The organism is Tenacibaculum lutimaris, from assembly GCF_003610735.1.
GTDB classification, from domain to species: Bacteria; Bacteroidota; Bacteroidia; order Flavobacteriales; family Flavobacteriaceae; genus Polaribacter; species Polaribacter lutimaris.
Genome location: NZ_RAQM01000010.1, coordinates 54815 through 75101 on the forward strand (window position 1 = coordinate 54815; position 20287 = coordinate 75101).

The 20287-nt window shown below is 30.9% G+C and carries 25 protein-coding genes and 1 pseudogene; 12 read left to right on the plus strand and 14 right to left on the minus strand.

The features are described from left to right. The 3 genes from C8N26_RS10520 to C8N26_RS10530 all read right to left on the minus strand — a co-directional run bounded on the left by C8N26_RS10520 (position 1) and on the right by C8N26_RS10530 (position 2280). The gene (locus tag C8N26_RS10520; protein ID WP_120187259.1) at positions 1 to 639 is read right to left on the minus strand and encodes a SanA/YdcF family protein; all 639 of its coding nucleotides are present in this window, start codon (positions 637 to 639) and stop codon (positions 1 to 3) included. Beyond that, positions 640 to 1398: a peroxide stress protein YaaA gene (gene yaaA, locus C8N26_RS10525; protein ID WP_120187260.1), complete on the minus strand. Its 759-nt coding sequence runs from the start codon at positions 1396 to 1398 to the stop codon at positions 640 to 642. A gap of 87 nt (positions 1399 to 1485) precedes the next feature. Then, positions 1486 to 2280, minus strand: a complete 795-nt coding sequence (locus tag C8N26_RS10530; protein ID WP_120187261.1) for an MBL fold metallo-hydrolase — start codon at positions 2278 to 2280, stop codon at positions 1486 to 1488. Between the two features lie 81 nt (positions 2281 to 2361). Here C8N26_RS10530 and C8N26_RS10535 point away from each other — a divergent pair, with 81 nt between their 5' ends. From C8N26_RS10535 to C8N26_RS10550, 4 genes are all read left to right on the plus strand, one after another. Continuing rightward, positions 2362 to 3804 (plus strand): TonB-dependent receptor, encoded by a 1443-nt coding sequence (locus C8N26_RS10535; RefSeq protein ID WP_120187262.1) that lies wholly within the window; start codon positions 2362 to 2364, stop codon positions 3802 to 3804. 62 nt (positions 3805 to 3866) lie between these two features. Beyond that, entirely contained in the window at positions 3867 to 4412 is a 546-nt protein-coding gene (locus tag C8N26_RS10540) for an RNA polymerase sigma factor (protein WP_120187263.1), read from the plus strand. 33 nt (positions 4413 to 4445) lie between these two features. Then, positions 4446 to 4973, plus strand: a complete 528-nt coding sequence (locus tag C8N26_RS10545) for a hypothetical protein (RefSeq protein WP_120187264.1) — start codon at positions 4446 to 4448, stop codon at positions 4971 to 4973. Position 4974: 1 nt separating this feature from the next. Continuing rightward, positions 4975 to 5436: a sensor of ECF-type sigma factor gene (locus C8N26_RS10550; RefSeq protein WP_120187265.1), complete on the plus strand. Its 462-nt coding sequence runs from the start codon at positions 4975 to 4977 to the stop codon at positions 5434 to 5436. Positions 5437 to 5462: 26 nt separating this feature from the next. Here the strand turns inward: C8N26_RS10550 and C8N26_RS10555 are convergent, their stop codons facing one another. The 5 genes from C8N26_RS10555 to kdsB all read right to left on the minus strand — a co-directional run bounded on the left by C8N26_RS10555 (position 5463) and on the right by kdsB (position 8128). After that, positions 5463 to 5663 carry a hypothetical protein gene (locus C8N26_RS10555; RefSeq protein ID WP_028891033.1) on the minus strand — a complete coding sequence of 67 codons (201 nt, stop codon included), beginning with the start codon at positions 5661 to 5663 and terminating at the stop codon, positions 5463 to 5465. Positions 5664 to 5798: 135 nt separating this feature from the next. Next, positions 5799 to 6065 (minus strand): hypothetical protein, encoded by a 267-nt coding sequence (locus C8N26_RS10560; protein WP_028891032.1) that lies wholly within the window; start codon positions 6063 to 6065, stop codon positions 5799 to 5801. 22 nt (positions 6066 to 6087) lie between these two features. Beyond that, the gene (locus tag C8N26_RS10565) at positions 6088 to 6714 is read right to left on the minus strand and encodes a CatA-like O-acetyltransferase (RefSeq protein WP_120187266.1); all 627 of its coding nucleotides are present in this window, start codon (positions 6712 to 6714) and stop codon (positions 6088 to 6090) included. Next, positions 6715 to 7401, minus strand: coding sequence for an HAD family hydrolase (locus tag C8N26_RS10570; protein ID WP_120187267.1), 687 nt, complete (start codon positions 7399 to 7401; stop codon positions 6715 to 6717). Continuing rightward, the gene (gene kdsB, locus C8N26_RS10575; RefSeq protein WP_120187268.1) at positions 7394 to 8128 is read right to left on the minus strand and encodes a 3-deoxy-manno-octulosonate cytidylyltransferase; all 735 of its coding nucleotides are present in this window, start codon (positions 8126 to 8128) and stop codon (positions 7394 to 7396) included. Before kdsB ends, C8N26_RS10570 begins: the two co-directional genes overlap by 8 nt. Before the next feature lie 480 nt (positions 8129 to 8608). On the opposite strand from kdsB, the gene C8N26_RS10580 reads away from it, so the two are divergent. Then, a complete protein-coding gene (locus C8N26_RS10580) occupies positions 8609 to 9007 on the plus strand; it encodes a hypothetical protein (RefSeq protein WP_120187269.1) in 399 nt (132 codons plus the stop codon). A 45-nt stretch (positions 9008 to 9052) separates the two neighbouring features. Here the strand turns inward: C8N26_RS10580 and C8N26_RS10585 are convergent, their stop codons facing one another. Genes C8N26_RS10585 through idi form a run of 3 tightly spaced genes read right to left on the minus strand, consistent with a single transcriptional unit; the run spans position 9053 to position 10964 of the window. Then, positions 9053 to 10024: a type I phosphomannose isomerase catalytic subunit gene (locus tag C8N26_RS10585; protein ID WP_120187270.1), complete on the minus strand. Its 972-nt coding sequence runs from the start codon at positions 10022 to 10024 to the stop codon at positions 9053 to 9055. Between the two features lie 3 nt (positions 10025 to 10027). Then, positions 10028 to 10441: a 6-pyruvoyl trahydropterin synthase family protein gene (locus tag C8N26_RS10590; RefSeq protein ID WP_120187271.1), complete on the minus strand. Its 414-nt coding sequence runs from the start codon at positions 10439 to 10441 to the stop codon at positions 10028 to 10030. Position 10442: 1 nt separating this feature from the next. Continuing rightward, positions 10443 to 10964: an isopentenyl-diphosphate Delta-isomerase gene (gene idi, locus C8N26_RS10595; RefSeq protein ID WP_028891026.1), complete on the minus strand. Its 522-nt coding sequence runs from the start codon at positions 10962 to 10964 to the stop codon at positions 10443 to 10445. A 108-nt stretch (positions 10965 to 11072) separates the two neighbouring features. Here idi and C8N26_RS10600 point away from each other — a divergent pair, with 108 nt between their 5' ends. The 7 genes and pseudogenes from C8N26_RS10600 to C8N26_RS13640 all read left to right on the plus strand — a co-directional run. After that, positions 11073 to 12659: a peptide chain release factor 3 gene (locus tag C8N26_RS10600; protein ID WP_120187272.1), complete on the plus strand. Its 1587-nt coding sequence runs from the start codon at positions 11073 to 11075 to the stop codon at positions 12657 to 12659. A gap of 109 nt (positions 12660 to 12768) precedes the next feature. Continuing rightward, positions 12769 to 14214: a hypothetical protein gene (locus C8N26_RS10605; RefSeq protein WP_245962556.1), complete on the plus strand. Its 1446-nt coding sequence runs from the start codon at positions 12769 to 12771 to the stop codon at positions 14212 to 14214. Between the two features lie 49 nt (positions 14215 to 14263). Continuing rightward, a complete protein-coding gene (locus C8N26_RS10610; protein WP_120187273.1) occupies positions 14264 to 15193 on the plus strand; it encodes a peptidylprolyl isomerase in 930 nt (309 codons plus the stop codon). Positions 15194 to 15383: 190 nt separating this feature from the next. Further along, positions 15384 to 16049, plus strand: coding sequence for an energy transducer TonB (locus C8N26_RS10615; RefSeq protein WP_120187274.1), 666 nt, complete (start codon positions 15384 to 15386; stop codon positions 16047 to 16049). A 69-nt stretch (positions 16050 to 16118) separates the two neighbouring features. After that, complete coding sequence (locus C8N26_RS10620; RefSeq protein ID WP_120187275.1) at positions 16119 to 16793, plus strand: energy transducer TonB; 675 nt, start codon at positions 16119 to 16121, stop codon at positions 16791 to 16793. Between the two features lie 134 nt (positions 16794 to 16927). After that, on the plus strand, positions 16928 to 18046 hold the full coding sequence (locus C8N26_RS10625; RefSeq protein ID WP_120187276.1) for an energy transducer TonB: 1119 nt from the start codon (positions 16928 to 16930) through the stop codon (positions 18044 to 18046). A gap of 136 nt (positions 18047 to 18182) precedes the next feature. Next, positions 18183 to 18277, plus strand: a pseudogene (locus C8N26_RS13640) (7-carboxy-7-deazaguanine synthase QueE); the annotation flags it as partial. Between the two features lie 70 nt (positions 18278 to 18347). Here C8N26_RS13640 and C8N26_RS10635 read toward each other — a convergent pair. The 3 genes from C8N26_RS10635 to C8N26_RS10640 form a co-directional block, all read right to left on the minus strand. After that, positions 18348 to 18977, minus strand: coding sequence for a hypothetical protein (locus tag C8N26_RS10635; protein ID WP_147418502.1), 630 nt, complete (start codon positions 18975 to 18977; stop codon positions 18348 to 18350). An 18-nt stretch (positions 18978 to 18995) separates the two neighbouring features. Continuing rightward, positions 18996 to 19199 carry a hypothetical protein gene (locus C8N26_RS13415; RefSeq protein WP_147418503.1) on the minus strand — a complete coding sequence of 68 codons (204 nt, stop codon included), beginning with the start codon at positions 19197 to 19199 and terminating at the stop codon, positions 18996 to 18998. Positions 19200 to 19313: 114 nt separating this feature from the next. Beyond that, positions 19314 to 20183, minus strand: a complete 870-nt coding sequence (locus tag C8N26_RS10640; protein WP_120187278.1) for an OmpA family protein — start codon at positions 20181 to 20183, stop codon at positions 19314 to 19316. Positions 20184 to 20287 lie beyond the last annotated feature (104 nt).

The window sequence follows — 20287 nt, forward strand, 5'->3', positions numbered from 1 at the left end:
TTACACTATCTTAATTGGTTCTCCTAAAAACTTAGGATTAACACCTAAGAGAATATCTACAAATACTTTTACTCTTGCCAGATATTCTCTTAACTGAACCTTTAACGCTTTTTTTCCGGAAACTCCTTTAGCATTAAACCCCACTGCATTAATATCAAAATGTTTAGCTAAATACAAAGCTCTCTCATTATGAAATTGTTGAGAGATAATTGTTACTGAAGTTTGTCCGAAAATTTCTTTAACTCGTACAACCGAATCTAACGTTCTGAAACCGGCATAATCTAAAAATATTTTATCTTCAGGAATACCCAATGCTATTAAATCATTTTTAAAATCGGTAGGTTCATCATATCCTTTAGAACCATTATCTCCACTTACAAGTATAAAGTCGATTTTTCCTGATTTATATAATTCCACAGCTGCATTCAAACGAAATTGATAATATAAGTTTACTCTACCATCTGAAAGATACTTTACAGTTCCTAGCAACAATCCTACTTTATTTTTAGGGATATTTTCTGTAGAATTAAATAGTTTTCCTTCTCCATTATTTTCTATAATTCTGTTAGAAAAATAAATAACAGCAACTATTAGTAAGCTTACTATAAGAAAAAACCTAGCAATTTTTTTCAGTTTCATTTATCTTGTAAATACTAATTCCGTTTCGGTAGACATGTCTTGAGAAAACCCATATCCATCCACATCAAAACCTTTTAATTCTTCTAATGTTTCAATGTTATTATCAATTATATAACGTACCATTAATCCACGTGCTTTTTTGGCAAAGGTCATAATAGTTTTATACTGTCCGTTTTTAAAATCTTTAAATACAGGAGTAATCATTGGTACTTTCAAAACTTTTTTAGGAAGCGCTTTAAAATATTCTGAACTTGCTAAGTTTATTAACAATTCATTATCTGTCAATTCTTCATTTAAAGACTCTGCCAAAGTAGTATCCCAAAACTTGTACAAGTTGTCTGCTCTTCCTACTTTTAATTTAGTCCCCATTTCTAAACGATAAGGCTGAATTAAATCCAACGGCTTTAATAACCCATATAAACCTGACAAGATTCTTAACTTATCTTGTAATGCAGGAATTTTATCTTGAGAAAGGGAATTTACATCAATACCTCTATACACTTCACCCGTAAAAGAGAAAACTGCTTGTTTTGCATTATCAAGTGTAAAAGGAGGCTGCCATTCTTGGTTTCTATCATAATTTAAACTTGCTAAATCATCAGAAATCTTCATCAACTCTCCTAGCTTTTTTCTAGAAATAGTTTTTAGTTTCTTATTTAACTTTTCAGATTGCTCTAAAAATCTTGGTTGTGTATAAACATCTGTCGTTGCCTTATTTTCAAAGTCTAACGATTTGGCAGGTGAAATAATAATCTTCATTCAATAAATATTTATGGTAAAAATAAGAAGCAATTTTAAATTCATCAATTACTTTGGGTAATTAATATTGATACTGGTATTGATAAATTAAATGTTTTGTTTACTATTAATTTTCAATCCATCATAAGCTAAAAACACATTTTCAGGAAGCTCATTTTGCACCTCATCATGCAACCCTAACAATTCACTTATGTGTGTTAAATAGGTTCTCTTAGGTTTAATTTCTTCAATAAAACGCAAAGACTCTTCTAAATTAAAATGTGTATTGTGTGGTTCTTTTCGTAAACCTGTTACAATTAAAACATCTAAATTTTCTAATTTCTTTTTTTCTTCTTCTGAAATTGTTTTGATGTCTGTAATATAAGCTACATCATTAAAACGGTATCCTAAAATTGGTAAGTTTCCATGCATCACTTCAATAGGAGTCACCTCTACTCCATCCAACATAAAATTTTCTCGATGTGAAATAACTGTTGGCGCCACACTTGGTGCACTAGGATACCTGTTTTCAGTAGCAAAAACATAATCATAACGCTTTTTTAAAACATTCAGAACTCGCTCTAATAAATAAATTGGAACAGATCCCATTTGAAAACAATACGGGCGAATTTCATCCAATCCTGCAATGTGGTCGGCATGTTCGTGAGTAAATAAAATCCCGTTAATAGATTGTACTTCTTCCCTTATCATTTGCTGACGAAAATCAGGTCCACAATCAATTACGTAATTGATATTATTCCAAGACACTAAAATAGAAGAACGTAACCGCTTATCTTTCGGATTACTAGACAAAGCTACTGGATGTTTACTTGCAATCATTGGAACTCCTGTTGATGTTCCTGTTCCTAAAAAAGTTATTTTTAATTGATTTTTTTCCTTCATTTCTACTACAAAAGTACAACAAAAATTGTCTGTTCGTTCCTAATTTCAGTACATTTGTAATACGTAACAAAAAACTAGAAAATGGCAATTACGTTAAAAGGAGATCAAAAAATAAATACGGTACCAACTACGACAATGAAAGCGTTAAAAATTAATTTAAACGCTCACATTTATGGAACTTTTGCTGAAATTGGTGCTGGTCAAGAAACTGTTCGTAACTTTTTTAGGGCTGGTGGGTCTTCAGGAACCATAGCAAAAGCAATGAGTGCATATGATAAAGATTTCTCTGATGCCATTTACGGTATTGAAAAAGACAACCGTTATGTTACGGAACCTCGATTAAAGAAGATGTTGAAACATGAAATGGATTTGATTGAGGAACGCCTTACCCGTCAAAAACATCCTGACAAACTATTTTTTAGTTACGCTAACACTGTAGCAACCATAAACTTCTCTAAAAAGTTTAAAGGCCATGGTTGGGTTGGTATTCGTTTTCAACTAGATCCTTTAGAAGATTATAATGAAATTGTTTTACACCTTCGTTTTAAAGAAACAGATGCTCGTCAACAACAAGAAACTCTCGGTGTTTTAGGGGTTAACCTTATTTATGGAGCTTACTATTTAAATGACAACCCTAAAGATTTATTAAAATCTTTTTATGATAATATTGATAAAGATCGCTTAGAAATTGACATGATTAATTTCTCTGGACCTCGATTTATGTATGTAGACAATCGTTTAATGAGTTTACAACTTGTTAAAAACGGGATGACTAATGCCGTTATGTTTGGCCCTGATGGAAACAACATGTTACCTGCCCAAGTACTTTACAAAAAAAATATTTTAGCACTACGTGGTAGCTACCGTCCTGTTACTAAAGTAAACATGGATATGTTTGAGCGCTCTAAACAGTTGTTCTTTGAAGAGAAAAAAGTAGATCCTGAAAAAACAAAAATAATCTTTGAAATAACCTTAAGTAATCTTCGTGCTGAAGGTGAAATTAATGAACGTGATTTCCTTGACAGAGCTGAACTACTTTGTTCTTTAGGCTTAAATGTAATGATTACAAACTATCAAGAGTATTTTAGATTGGTAGAATACTTTAGTGAATTCACCAAAGAACGTATGGGGCTAGCTATGGGAGTTTATAATCTTATTCAAATTTTTGACGAGAAGTATTACCGAGATTTAAGTGGTGGTATTCTTGAAGCTTTTGGTAAATTATTTTATCGAGACCTTAAAGTTTATATGTATCCATACAAGGATGAAGAAACAGAAGAGTTCATTACTAGTGAAAATTTAAAAGTACACCCAAGAATGAAAGAGCTTTATAAGTTCTTTAAAAATAATGGTAGACTTATTGATATTAAAGATTTCAACCCTGAAATTTTACATATTTTCTCTAGAAAAGTACTACAAATGATTAAAGACGGTGAAGATGGATGGGAAGACATGCTTCCTAAAGGAGTTTCTCAAACCATTAAAGAAAAACGTTTATTCGGGTATACAAAAAGATTGAAATAATTATTTTCTGCCTTTTTAAACCTTTTACTATCTTTAAAGTCTAACAACTAAACTATCTTTAGTTGATTGACGAAATTACTCTTATAGATCAATTGCAGCAGTCTAAAACAAAAGAGACTGCTTTCAGGCATTTATTATCGCAATATAAAGAGCGATTGTACTGGCATATCCGAAAAATTGTGATTTCTCACGATGACGCTGATGATGTTTTACAAAATACTTTCATTAAGGTTTTTAAAAATATAGACAGTTTCAAACGAGATAGTAAACTATACTCTTGGATGTATCGAATTGCAACTAATGAAGCTATCACTTTTATCAATAAAAAAGCTAAAGAAAAAAACATTGATATTAATGATTATCAACAACAGTTAGTTTCAAGCTTAGACAGTGACCTATTATTTACAGGAGATGAAGTACAGCTAATTTTACAAAAAGCAATTGCAACACTACCTCAAAAGCAACAGTTAGTTTTTAATATGAAGTATTTTGAAGAAATGAAATATGAAGAGATTTCTAATGTTTTAGAAACCTCTGTAGGCGCCTTAAAAGCTTCATATCATATCGCCGTTAAAAAGATTGAGAAATTTATAAAAAACTATAATTAAACCTTTTAACTAAAACATAGTCTTACTAAAGTAATGAACAAAGAGTTAAAACATAGCATAGATTTTTTAAACCAAAAAGTTGGTAAAAACACTGGTTTTTCTACTCCTGAAAATTATTTTCAAAAAGTAGAAGAAAACCTTTCTTTTATAAATTTTGTAAATAGTTTACCTAAAGAAAAAGCATATATAACTCCTACCAATTATTTTGAAAGCATAGACAATTCTATTTTTAAAAGATTAGCTTCTGAAAAAAACAAAGACATAAAAATCATTTCGCTTAAAGAACGATTTTTTCAATACATACCAATGGCTGCTGCTGCTTCAGTATTACTTTTTATCGGAATTAATTATTTAAGCACTCAAAAAACAACTTTTGATGATATTACCATTACTGACATTGAATCTTGGTTCGAAAACGGATATGGAGAGACCTATACAGAAGAACTAGCTACAGCTATAAATACTTCTGATATTGAAGACGACTTATTCGCTTCTATTAGCGATGAAAGTCTAGAAAATTATTTACTTGATAGTACAACACCCTTAAACGATATAGAATAAGATGAAAAAAAACATACTTTTACTCTTGTTTTTACTTATAGGTAACTTGGTTACCCAAGCCCAAACAAGAAAAGGAGATTCCGAAAAAATTCGCGCATTTAAAGTAGCTTTTCTTACTGAAAAATTAGATTTAACAGAAAAAGAAGCTGAAAAATTTTGGCCTTTATACAATGTATATGACAAAAAAATGATGCAACTGCATAGAGACGAACGACGCAGTATTAAAAAAAGAATCATGGCCGATGGAGGTCTCGATAATTTATCAGAAAGTGAGTCTAAACAAATAATTGAAAAAATTAACGCTGTTTCTAAAGAACAATACGAAACTAAAAATGAATTTTACTCTAAGCTGACTAAAATTCTACCCTATAAAAAAATACTTCGCCTTGAAGTTGCTGAATACGAATTCCACCGTAAACTTATACGTAAGCTTAAAGGTGAAAAGAAAGAAGATAAAAAATAAAAAAGGAGGCAAAATTGCCTCCTTTTTTATTTTTTATCAACTAAAGCTAAACAAACATACAAATCAGGTTTATTAGCTGTAAATTGTCTTAGCCAAATGGTTAGTTCATCTATTTCATAAGGAAGTAATCTCCCTAGAGCTTTTTCTAACTCTTTACAAAACAGATCTGCGTTAAAACTAACCTTTTGAAGTACAGTTTTCGTGTACTCATACATAGCTCTTGCCATATTATTATTGGGGTTAAAGTTGTTTTATATCTGAACGTAATTTACGAAATTATATTCTTAACAGGTGTTAAAATTTATCAAAAAAAAAAGCGAGACCATCATCTCGCTTTTATAATTCTCTACTTATAACATTACTTATAAGCTGTTTACTTTCTCTATTAAAGCATTTGCTCTAGACTCTAATTCAGCACTTACTGATTTGTAGTGAGCCTTTTTATTCTCAACATTTTTTGCGTTTACTTTTGAAATTAAATCATCAAAAGTTACAATAACCTCATCAACAATAGCATCTGCTTCTGCTTTTTTAACTTCAGGGTTTAACTCTGTAGCTATTTGACAGATACTGATAATGTCTCCTAGTGTATAGTTGATATCTTTCTTTAAATTTTTTACGCTTGACATAATTATAAATTTTGATGCAAAATTAATCGATTTTATCTAATTCTTGCTGAAATTTTTCAAAAAACTGCCCAACATGGTATCCATCAACTAAAGCATGATTTACATTGATAGCCACAGGAAGTAATATTTTTTCTTTTTCTTTTTTAAGTTTTCCAAAAGCTAGTTGAGGCACACTATTATCCTTATTACCTGAAAAAGGCTCTTTATGCCCCGTAAAACTCACCCAAGGAATTGCCGAAGAATGTATACAGCCTAACGAATATCTGGGAGGTAATAAATTTGTTGAATTTTGTATCCGCTCCTTTTCTTCTAAATAATTTTGATTAAAAACCTCAAAATCTTCTGAATAATCAAAATAAGAAAAACCAAAAGTAGTATCTGGTCTAGCTACTGTTGTAGAAGCATTAATTACATCATAAATAGTAACCTTATCATCTTCAATTCTATATTTTAAATTCTCAACTGAATTTATAGCTTTCATACACGCATGTAGATATCGAACAAAAAATGAATCTCCTTTTTCTTTGGCTAATTGATATGTTTTTGATACTTCTACATCGGCAACCAACCCAAAAGTTGGATCTGCCATAGTTCTAAAATGTTTAAAAAGCTCTTTTCTATTCCAGTTTTCAATATCTAAATACTTCATCTATAAAAACTTTAACACATCTGTAATACTAGATACTGTTTTGTAATCATCAGATTTTTGCTCTTCGCTCACTTCTTCGTGTGCCCATGTTGTATGAAAGGGCACATGAATAGCTGTTGCTCCTATTTCCAACAACGGTAACACATCTGATTTTAATGAATTTCCTATCATTAAGAACTCTGACGGATTAATATCTAACCGTTTTACTAGTTTTTTATAATCGGCTTTTTTCTTTTCACTCATTACTTCTGTATGGTGAAAATATTTTAAAATTCCTGATTTTGCCAACTTGCGTTCTTGATCTAATAAATCACCTTTGGTAGCAACAATTAGTTTATACTTTCCATGTAGTTCTTCTAATACCTCTTCTACCCCATCTAGTAATTCTATAGGTTTTTCTAACATCTCTTTTCCTATTTCAAGAATTCCTTCCATAGTTCTTGGAGCTATTTTATAGTTAGAAATTTCTAAAGCACACTCAACCATTGACAACATAAAGCCTTTTACACCATAACCATAAATTTTAAGGTTTTCAATTTCCTTTTTAAATAATTCTTGATGGATTTTGTTTTCGGTTTCATAATCTGATAACAATTTTGCAAAATCATCTTCGGCATCACGAAAATAAGTTTCGTTTACCCAAAGTGTATCGTCTGCATCAAAAGATATTACTTTAATATTATTCATTTGTTAGTTGTTTTATGGCTTTTTCTAAATCTTCAGGGGTGTCAATACCAATACTTTCAACTGAAGTTTCAATCATTTTAATTTTTTTCCCTACTTCTAAATAACGAATACATTCTATTTTTTCGGCTGCTTCAATTGGTGTCATTGGTGTATGATAAAAATCGATTAAAGCATTCTTTCTAAAAGCATATACTCCTTTATGTTTATAGTAAGTTGCATTCACTTCTTGATCTCGATGATAAGGAATAACACTTCTAGAAAAATAGATAGCAAAATCGTTCGCATCGGTAATCACCTTAACATTGTTAGGGTTTTTAATATCCTTAGCATTAGTTATCTTTACTTTTAATGAAGCTAAATCAATTTCTTTTTTATCATCTCCTTTAAAAACATCAATCAGTTTTGATAAGGATACCGTATCAATAAAAGGTTCATCTCCTTGTACGTTTACCACGATATCTACGTCTAAGTTTTCAACCGCTTCAGCAATTCTATCAGATCCACATTCGTGTTCTTTTTTACTCATCAATACCTTACCACCAACAGCCTCTATAGTATTAAAAATTACATCTGAATCGGTAACTACATATACTTCATCAAATAAATTCGCTTGTAAAGCAGCTTCATAGGTTCTTACAATTACTGGTTTACCTCCTAAATCTTTCATTAATTTCCCTGGAAAACGTGATGCACTATAACGTGCAGGAATCATTGCTATTATCTTCATAAATGATATAAAACTATGTATCAAAGATACGTATTTATACACCGACAATAAAAGTTTATAAATATCAGGTTGACAAAAATTTAACATTAATTAATTCTTTGTTTTGTACAATCTTTAAAAAGTTTTACTATTTTTGAGCCATTATGAAGGCGCTTTTACGCACATACACGTTTATTTTTAACACGATCAATTCGATTTCGTGTAATGCCCGTATGCAAAAACAGTATGTACATGTGACTCAAAGCACCCAAAACAATAGATATAAACATCGATTTTAATAAAATCAATTTTACTATAAACTTACAAAGGTGCTTTTTATAAAAAGCACCTTTTTTATTTACTAATATTTTAAATTTTAATCATTATGAGCACATTAAAAAACAACATCCGATTTAACAAACACACAGCAGCAATTATGTACTCAGTACAAAATCCGTTTTACAGAGATCCTGAATTACTAATACTTAATCCATAATTATCATGCAATCATTAAACACTACACAAAACATAAAAGATCAGTTTATTGTTAACAAAAAACAAGTTAGCAAAAACAAAGTATTAAAGACTTCTATCTTATTTGATAAGATTGAGTCTAATCTTCAATCTTCACTTAATTTACACAAAAACTCATCTAATTTGAGTTTTAAAAGCATTGATTTTGATCTTCTAGAAAATGCTTATTTAAATGATAAACTTATCATTAAAAACAATGTAAAAAAATTGAGTACTACTGAAGTTGTTTTAAACATAACAGTATCAAAAAAAGAAGAAAAAAAACAAGATATTATCTGTAAAGCTGTATTTAGCTATACTGTAAAAAAGCTTCTTGATGACTTGGACGATTGCTTTCTAAAATCAGTCAGTCCTTTATTAAGTTAGTCTGGTTTGTTATAAGCTTAGGGTAATACTACCTTAAGCTTATTTTTATTGAATATACGTTTCTAATAATTTAGACTGTTCTTTTGAAGAGATTGTAACAGTATCAATACAAGCTGGTATTAAAATGGTTTCTCCCATTTTTATAACTTCTTGTTGATTCTTATAATTAAATATTACCTCACCTTCTACACACATATAAATTACAAAGCTATCTTTTGAAGATAAATCAACTGTTATCTCTCCTTTTACAGGTAAAATATTTGTTGTGAAATAAGGACAAGAAACTACTTTATTAGAGGTATTACTTTCTTTTAAATAAGACGTTTTATAATTTTCTTTAGCAGTAAAATCGATCGTTTTTAATGCTTTCTCAGTATGTAATTCCCTATAATTACCATCAATATCTTTTCTATCCCAATCATAAATACGATAAGTAATATCTGAAGTTTGCTGTATTTCTGCAATTAACAAACCTGCTCCAATAGCATGCACTCTTCCTGGAGGTACAAAATACACATCGCCTTTAGCTACTTGGTCTACATTTAAAATATCAAGCAATGTTTTGTTTTCTAAATGATGTAAATACTCTTGTTTAGTAGCATCATTTTTAAATCCGATAATAATATTGGCATCTTTATCTGCTTGAACAACATACCACATTTCGGTTTTTCCAAAAGAATCTTGAATTTCTGCCAAATCATCATCAGGGTGAACCTGAATACTTAACACCTCTTTAGCATCGATAAATTTTATTAACAAAGGAAACTCGTCTCTAAAAGTTTTATAAACATAACTTCCTACTAAGTTATGTTTGTACTCCTTTAAGACCTCTCTTAAAGTTTTTCCTTTTAAACTACCGTTACTAATAATAGATTCATCTCCGTCAACGTCAGAAATCTCCCAACTTTCACCTATATTATCTCCTGTGGCATCTTTATGAAGCAGTTGGTTCAGTTTTTTTCCTCCCCATATTTTTTGTTTTAAAATTGGGGTAAATCGTAGTAGTTGGTCTATCATAAATCAGGCGCCTCTATAAGTTACGTAGTTTCTAGGTGTTTCGTATAATGTAACTTCTAAATCTAAATGCTCTGGAATACTTACACGTAACTTATTATAAATTACCACAGATATATTTTCTACTGTAGGATTAACATTTTTAAACTCTTCAACTTCAATATTTAAGTTTTTATGATCTAAAACATCTTCAACCTTCAACTTAATTAAATCTTTCAGTTTACCTAAATCATACACATAACCTGTTTCTTGATCTATCTCACCAGTTAATGAAACAATTAACTCATAATTATGACCATGATAATTAGGATTGCTACATTTACCAAAAACCTCATGATTTTTCTCGTCAGACCATTTAGGATTAAATAACCTGTGTGCAGCATTAAAATGCGCTTTTCTATGAACTGTTACTTTGGGCATATTAAATATACTTAGATATTTTATCGTAAGATTCTTTAAAAATTATTTTAAACCAAGCTGTATATTCTTCTGGATGATTTTCTATATCATTTTTCACCTCTTCTAAAGGCATCCATTTATATGAAGCTACTTCTTCTGGGTTTACAATAGGTTCGTCGTTAAATCTACCAATCATTACATGATCATATTCATGTTCTGTCAAACCATTATCAAATGGTGCTTTATAGATAAAAGAAAATACTTCTTCTAACTCACAAGAAAATCCCATTTCCTCTTGTAGCCTACGTTTTCCAGCCTCTATATTCGACTCTCCATCTCTTTGGTGTGAACAACAAGTATTTGTCCATAGTAAAGGTGAATGATATTTTTCAACAGCACGTTGTTGCAACATCAATTCATTTTTATCATTAAAAACAAATACCGAAAATGCCCTGTGTAGTAAAGCTTTTTCATGTGCCTCAATCTTTTCCATTAATCCTATCGGATTGTCTTGCTGATCAACTAAAATTACTTGCTCTTTCATCTAGAAAATTTACGAAAAGCAAACTTACGAAATTGAGACCAGTTCAACAATTAAAACCTTTTGAACAGTTCGCTTTAAAATGTATCTTTGCAACCTTAAAATTTATAGATGAGTTTTTTAGAAGAAATACAGAAGAGACGTACATTCGGAATTATATCACACCCCGATGCTGGTAAAACTACCCTAACTGAAAAGTTATTACTTTTTGGTGGAGCAATTCAAGAAGCTGGTGCGGTAAAAAATAACAAAATTAAAAAAGGAGCTACTTCCGATTTTATGGAAATTGAGCGCCAACGTGGTATCTCGGTAGCCACTTCTGTATTAGCTTTCATTTATAAAGACAAAAAAATAAACATTCTTGATACACCTGGTCACAAGGATTTTGCTGAAGATACCTTTAGAACCTTAACTGCGGTTGATAGTGTTATTGTAGTTATTGATGTTGCAAAAGGGGTTGAGGAACAAACCGAAAAATTAGTAGAGGTTTGTCGTATGCGTAAAATTCCAATGATTGTTTTCATTAACAAGTTAGACCGTGAAGGAAAAGATGCTTTTGATTTATTAGATGAAGTTGAGCAAAAATTAGGTTTAAAAGTAACTCCTTTAAGTTTCCCTATCGGAATGGGATACGATTTTAAAGGAATCTATAATATTTGGGAAAAGAAATTAAATATCTTTTCTGGAGACAATAAACAAACCATTTCTGAAGGTGTTGAATTTGATGATATAGATAATCCTGAGCTAGATAAAATTGTTGGAGAAAATTCTGCAAATACACTTCGTGAGGAATTAGAATTAGTGAATGAAGTATATCCAGACTTTGATCAAGAAGCTTATGTAAATGGAGATTTACAGCCTGTTTTCTTTGGTTCCGCTTTAAACAACTTTGGAGTGAAGGAATTATTAGATTGCTTTATTGATATTGCTCCAAACCCACAACCAAAACAAGCAGAAGAACGTTTAGTTGATTCAAAAGAAGAAAAACTAACTGGATTCGTATTTAAGATTCATGCAAATATGGATCCTAAACACCGTGATCGTTTAGCTTTCGTGAAAATTGTTTCTGGAACTTTTAAAAGAAATACCCCTTACTTACATGTTCGTAACGGTAAGAAAGTAAAATTTTCTAGTCCTAATGCATTTTTTGCTGAAAAGAAAGAAATTGTTGAAGAATCTTTCCCTGGAGATATTGTTGGTTTACACGATACAGGAAATTTTAAAATTGGTGATACCTTAACTGAAGGAGAACAATTAAACTTTAAAGGAATTCCTAGTTTCTCTCCAGAACATTTCCGTTATGTAAACAATGCTGACCCAATGAAAGCTAAACAACTATACAAAGGTTTAGACCAATTAATGGATGAAGGGGTTGCTCAGTTATTTACGATGGAAATGAACGGACGTAAGATTGTAGGAACTGTGGGAGCTTTACAATATGAGGTAATTCAATATCGTTTAGAGCATGAATACGGAGCTAAATGTTCTTATGAAAATATTGCTGTACACAAAGCCTGTTGGGTTGAGCCAGAAGACCCCAAAAATGAAGAATTCAAAGAGTTTAAACGTGTAAAACAACGTTATTTAGCTAAAGACAAACAAGGTCAGTTAGTATTTTTAGCCGACTCTCCTTTTACAATTCAAATGACACAAAGTAAATACCCAACGGTAAAATTACATTTCACTAGTGAATTCTAAAAAACACTACATAGTATTTTTTCTTTTCTCTTTTTTCTCTTTTTCCTCAATACACAGTCAAGAGAGTTTATCGAGTTTACAGGGAAAAGAATTACACAATAAAGTTCGTTTGAATTTTATTCCTGTTGAAATGCCTACGGATGAATTTCCTAGCTTAAAACCAACAATGGGACTAACTGGTTTGCACTATCAAATTCCTATTAACGATTGGCTGTATGGTGGGGCTGCTTTCCATTTTGCAGTAACAGGAGATCAAGGAGGATTATTTACGTTAGGTGCTGAATTAGGAATTAACAAACAGTTATATAAAAACATATACCTAGATGCTAACTTCCATTTTGGTGGTGGTGGTGGGTATCGCTACTTGGTAAACGATGGAGGATTTATCAATCCGAATATTGGATTACAATACAAAAAGAACGATTACTCCTTAGGAATACAATACAGTCATGTTAATTTTTACTCTGGAGAGATTAAAAGTAATTCGGTTTCATTCTTTGTAGAAATACCAAGTATTTTACGTTTTACTGACTACGATAAAGCGCATCAAAAATTTGTAGCAGACAATCTTTCTTCTGATAGTTTTTGGAGCAAACCTGCAGTAAAAAATGTACAACAAGTCCGTTTTGATTTCTTTAAACCTATTGGTAATTCTAGGAAAGATGACGCCAATAATCAAGAACCTCTTACAGAAACATTATATGTTATCGGTTTTGAGTATCAAAAATATTTGAACGAAAACACCTTCTTATTTGCTCATACTGATGCTATTTATAAAGGTTTACGCGCTGGTTTTATGGATTTATTTGTTGGTGCTGGATATCATCCATACCAATCAAAATACATTAATATCTTCGGAAAATTAGGAATTGGTGCTGCTGGTGGTCGTGTGGCTCCTGAAGGCGGATTAATGATTTATCCTTCTGCCGGAATCGATTTAAAAATATTTAAAAATATTGCTATTAGTGGTCATGGTGGATATTATCGTGCAATAGCTGGTGATTTGGAAGCCTACACCTACGGTTTCGGTCTGAAATATTTCGGATTGAACGGCGGAACTTCTTCGGAAGAAAATGAGACTTATCACACTCAAGGATTACGTTTTGAAGTACAAAATCAAACCTATTTTGACGTTGCTAAATTCGATTCACCTGATAATAGATATACTGTCGATTTACAGTTAATAGGTTTAAAGATAAACTACGATTTAAACAAATGGCTCTACATTGCTGGTGAGGCAGGTTTTGCGTATGATGGTCGCTCAGGTGGTTATGCCCACGGATTAGTAGGTGGTGGTATTTACAGTCCTCGTTTTTTTAATGATAGAATGAGAGGATTTTTAGAGATTATGGCAGGTGCTGGTGGAGGTGCTGGCGTAGATACCGATGAAGGAATTATTACTCGCCCTACTCTTGGCTTAAGTTACGATGTAACAAATCAAGTTTCTATAATTGCTTCTGGGGGTAGATATTATTCTCCTTTTGGTAATGTAAACTCAAACAATATTAACATAGGTTTAAGCTTTAACCTTTCAACTTTGTCTGTAAAGAACTAACTTTGCTTTTTCTTCGGAAAAAGTAGTTTCATATATAAATAAGAGAAAAATGGATAACGGAATTTATGCAAAGTTCACCACTCCAAAAGGTGATATTTTAGTAAACTTGGAATATGAAAAAACTCCTGGAACTGTAGGTAACTTTGTTGCTTTAGCAGAAGGTAACTTAGAAAACTCAGCAAAACTACAAGGAACTCCTTATTACAACGGTTTAAAGTTTCACCGTGTAATTGCTGACTTTATGATTCAAGGTGGTTGCCCTCAAGGAACAGGAACAGGAAATCCTGGTTATAAATTTGATGATGAGATTCACCCTGAATTAAAGCACGATGCTCCAGGAAAATTATCAATGGCTAATGCAGGACCTGGAACAAACGGTTCTCAATTTTTTATTACACATGTTGCTACTCCTTGGTTAGACGGTAAGCATACTGTTTTTGGTAGTGTTGTAGAAGGACAAGATGTTGTTGATGCGATTGCTCAAGACGATACTATGGACGTAGAAATTATACGTGTTGGTGATGCTGCTGAAGCTTTTAATGCAGTAGAAGCTTTTAGAACTTTTGAAGGAGCTCGTGAAAAACGTGAAGCTGAAGCTAAAGCTAAACAAAAAGAATTATTAGACCAAGTAGCTGCTGGGTACGATGAAACTCCAAGCGGATTACGTTATAAAATCTTACAAAACGGAGACGGAAAACAAGCTACTAAAGGAGCTATGGTTTCTGTACACTACAAAGGTCAGTTATTAGACGGAACTGTATTTGATTCATCATACAAACGTAAACAACCTATCGATTTTGCTATCGGTGTTGGTCAAGTAATTCCTGGTTGGGATGAAGGTATTCAATTATTAAAAGTGGGTGATAAAGCTCGTTTAGTAATTCCTTCTGACTTAGCATACGGTGCACAAGGAGCTGGTGGAGTAATTCCTCCAAATGCAACCTTAATTTTTGACGTAGAATTAATGAATGTAAAGTAACTATTTACTTCTCAAAACTTTAAAACCTCTTCACTAACCATGAAGAGGTTTTTCTTTTAACTCTTGTTTATATTTAATTAACATTCATAACATTAAAAGAAACTTTATTTAATAGATTTATCATAATTCCTTAAGAAGTAAAAGATAAAAAAGAATGACTTTTACAACACTAACTACTTCTTAATGCTATATGAAAACAACATTACTTTTAATTACTTATTTTATTATAACTCAAACAATATTTTCTCAAGAAGTTTGTACAACTCCTGAAGACAATACGATTGATTTAAACATTATTAGTGTTAATAAATGTGACGTTACTGATGAAGCCCAAAAATTGCCTCAGAAGAACACAAGAACATTAACAGCTAGAAATAGAATTAAAAAAGTTAGAAAACAAGCTCAAGAAAATCAATCTAATCTTAATGCTAACTCTAATGTAACTATTATTACCACCAATAATGATCTAACTTTAAAAAACACTTTAACGACACAAACCAAAGAAGTTTTATTTTCGGTTATAGAGGAAGTTCCTTTATTTCCTAATTGTGAAAATAGCATAGGACAGGACGCTAAAAAATGTTTTAAAGATAATATGCAAAAGCATTTTTCAAAAAATTATTATCCTGAAGTTTTTTCTCAAGAAGGTATACGTGGTAGAATCTTAATTCAATTTACCATTGATATTTATGGAAATCCAAAAAACATTCAAGTAGTTAGTTCTAAGCGCAGTGAAATTATAACAGATGAAATTAATAGAATTATAAATAAACTTCCACAATTTTCAGCTGGTAAAGAAAAGGGAATACCAGTGAATGTTACTTATTCATTCCCTATAAACTTAATATTAAATTAACATCTTGATATATTAATTTAATTCTATATAATTTTATTTTTGCAACTCAAACCCCTTATAAAATCTAGGATGAAGCTTATTTTAAAAGTATGTCTATTTTTATACATTTCTCTTTCTTACTCACAAGAAAAATGCGAAACACCTAAAGATCAAGTTCAAGATCTTAACACTATTAGCATTACTAAATGCTCTATAAACGATGTAAAAGAAGCTCTAGAATCAGAAGAAATTAAAGAAATTTCTACTAGGCGAAGACATAGAAAATTAAGAAAAGTTAATACTATTTCAACGGCACCCCCTAACGAAGTTAAAAAACTAAAAAACAAAGAATTACTGGTTGAAAAGTTAAATATTGAAGAAGATATTTTAACATCTATTGAAAAAGTTCCTTTTCACCTTGTAGAACAAATACCTTTGTTTAAAGATTGTAGAAAAAAGCCTATCTTACAACAATCAAAATGTTTTGAAAAAGAAATGATTGAACATATTGTAAGAAATTTTGATTACCCTAAAGAAGCTATTTCTAAAGGAATTGAAGGAAAAGTACTTGTTCAATTTACTATCGACAAAGAAGGAAATGTTTTTGATATTAAAGAAAAAGGGCCAGAAAACAGTGAAATATTAGAGGAAGAAGCTAACAGATTAATCTCTTCACTACCAAAATTTATTCCTGGAACCCACAAAGGCAAAGTCGTAAATGTAAAATACGCGCTACCTATAATATTTAAAGTACCTAAAAGATAATTATACTTTTTGTAGTTAAAATCATCATTCTCTTATAGTAAATGCAAAATTATTTTGCATTTACTATTTTTTTTATTACATTTACCGCGTTAGTTAACATTAAATTAACCTACAAAACCCTAAAATAGAGCACAATGATAAAAAAACTCCCCTCAGTAGTAGCTGCTATGTTACTTTCTTTAGCAGCTGTAGGTCAAGAAGTATGTACCACTCCTGACGAAACGGTAGCTGATCCAAACAGTATAACCAAATGTGCAGTTGAAGACACCGATAATGGTGCAGGAAAACAATTATCTATTGAAGTATCAACAAGGAGACGTGTTGTTCGTAAGAATAAAGAAGCAGTATCTGCTATTGGAGGAATTAATTCTTCTCAAAAAGTAGCGGATATTAAAAAGAATTCTTTACTAGTTGGTAAATTAGAACTTGAAGATAACTCTGCAACTATTGAAAAAATTCCTTTTAATTTAGTTGAAGAAATTCCGTTGTTTGATAAATGTAATAATGTGCCTTTAATTAAACAAGCTAAGTGTTTTGAAACTAACATGACCAAACACATTGTAAAAAACTTCAACTACCCACAAGAAGCCTTAGATGCAGGAATTCAAGGAAGAGTTTTAGTTCAGTTTACAATTAATGAACAAGGTGATGTAGAAAGCATATTAATGCGTGGACCTGAAGGAGGAGAATCTTTAGAGAAAGAAGCTAGTAGAATTATTAACAACCTTCCTAAGTTTATTCCTGGTAAACACAACGGAAAAAATGTAAAAGTAAAATACGGAGTTCCAATTACTTTTAAAGCTCCAGGTGCTTCAAATACGAAGACTACAAACGTAAACAAAACTTCGGTAGCTAACACTTCTAAAGTTGTTAAGGAAAAAGAAATTACTGACTTTGTAAAGTTTGCTGAAGTGCAAAGTATACCTCAATTTAAAGCTTGTACAAAAGTAGCTGATATGCAAAAATTAAACTGTTTTAATGAAAGAATGATTAGTCATATTCAAAGAAACTTTAATTATCCTGCTGGAGCTGCTGAACAAAATATTGAAGGTAGAGTTTGGGTTCGTTTTATTATCGATAAAAACGGTGATGTTTCTAACATTAAAATGAAGGGACCTGAAAATGGACAATTATTAGAGCAAGAGGCTAAGAAAATGGTAGCTAATCTTCCTACTTTTGTTCCAGCTAAACACAATGGAAAATCTGCAAATGTAGAATACTATATTCCAATTAACTTTAAGTTACACGAATAAGGGTATATAATATTACCAATAAATAATAAGAAAGCTTTGAACACAATGTTTAAAGCTTTTTGTATATAAAATAAAGCTATAAAGTTAATTTCAATACTTAATTTTTCACTGATAGAATACCCTTTCTTATATTAAAAAGGAAAAAATGACTCCACAAATTATTGATTATTGATGGAGCATCCTCAGTGGAAAATTTCCTTACAAACTCATAAATATTTAAATATACCATAAACAAAAAAGCAACCTAAATAGGTTGCTTTTTTGTTTATGAAATCAATATTTCTCTTCTAAAAAAAAGTGATTATTTTTCTTCTTTAGGAAAAAGTATTTTACTTAAAGCTTCTTTATCTTTTTTTACCTTTTCCTTCTGTTCTTCAATCTTTTTACTCAACTCACTAAGTCTTTCATTGGTTTTACGAATTACCTCTTCTTTAACCTTAACTTCTTCGTCGGTTATTTCTTTCTTTTCTCTAGATTCTTTAATTCTCTCGTTCGCTTTTTTCACTCTTTCTCTTCCTCTTCTCAAAATATCTTCTCTTTCACGAATATTTCGCTCTTGTTCTTCTATTTTTTCTTTGGCTTCGTTAGATCTCATTTGGCCAAACTCCCTTCCGCTCATTCCGTTTTTATCACGACCGTAAGCATTTCCTTTCCCTTTATATTCTTTCTTATCCTTCTTTTCCTTTAATTTGGGATCACGGTCTTGGTCTTTCGATTTTTCAATCTTCTCTTTTTTACCTTGAGTCTTCTCTTTTTTCTGTTTTGCTTCCTGCTCTAACTCTTCTTTTGCTTGTTTAGCTTTTTCTTTTCCTTTTTGCTTAACTTCTACACTCTTCTCTTTTCCTTTTCCTTGTCCTTGTGCCATTAATTGTTGTGTACCTATGAATGCAAAAAGCATTACTATAGATGCTATAATTTTTATGTGTTTCATTGTAATTATATTTTAAGTTTATATACTATCTAACTTTTGTAATTGCTCTTCTACTTTCTCTGCAGCTTCGTTAAGTTTATCCATACCTTCTTCAAGATTCATCTCTATAGAATCTATTTTTTGAATAGCGGTTTCAACTTTCTTTTCGTCTTCTTTTTTCTTTTTGTCTGTACATGAAATCATAATAAGGATTCCAAATGCTAAAATCAGTAGTTTTTTCATAATTTAATTAATAGATTGGATTAATATACTATAAGACACTTTTATTGTTATAAAGTCACTTTAAATAAGCAAAAAACCAGCATTATGCTGGTTTTTTACTTGTATAAGATCTAATTAAGGTTTGATAGTTTCTTCTTTAGCCATTAAACCAAAGAACTTATCTAAATTAGGTAATATTACAATTCTTGTTCTTCTGTTTCTTGCTCTGTTTTCAGCAGAATTATTCTCTACTAAAGGAACAGCACTACCTCTACCAGAAGCAATTAACCTACTTGGATCAACTCCATATTTTTTCTCTAAAAGACGAACAATAGATGTTGCTCTTTTTACACTTAAATCCCAGTTATCTTGTAATACACCTGAGTTATATGATCTAGCATCTGTATGTCCTTCAATCATAACGTCCATACTAGGTTCAGAGTTAATGATGTCTGCTAATTTCTTAATTAGTTTGTGAGCATTACTTTTAACCCTATAACTAGCTGTATTGAATAACATTTTATCTGATACAGAAATCATTACAACTGTTTGGTCTATATCAATATTTACATCTTCATCGTTTTCTAATTCTGAAGAGTTAATTGACTTTTTAAGGTTATAAGCTACTGCAACATTCATCGAATCTTTTAATGTTTTTGCATTAGCTAATTCTGCTGGATCAACATTTTTAAGTGTCTCTCTCATTTTTTCTTTCATAGTGTTAGAAATTACAGCTGTATTACCAACCATATCTAACTTAACATTATTTTCTTCTTGCAGCGACTCGTTTACATTCTTTAACGAGTTAATTTTTTGGTTGTAGTTATCAACTCTTTGCTCAATCTTAGCAAACTTAGCTTCTAATTCCTCTTTTTCTAGAGTTGTTTTTTGCAAGTTACCTCTAGTATCATTGTACTTTTGCTCTAACTCAACATACTTCTTTTTTGACACACACGACGTCATCGTCAAAGCTAATACCGCTAGGGGGATAAATAGTTTTTTCATAATTAATAATAATGATATAATAAGTTAATGTACACCTATAACTTAATTTTTACTGTAATATTATACTATGCATAAAAAAAAGCCCCTTTTTTAAAGGGACTTTC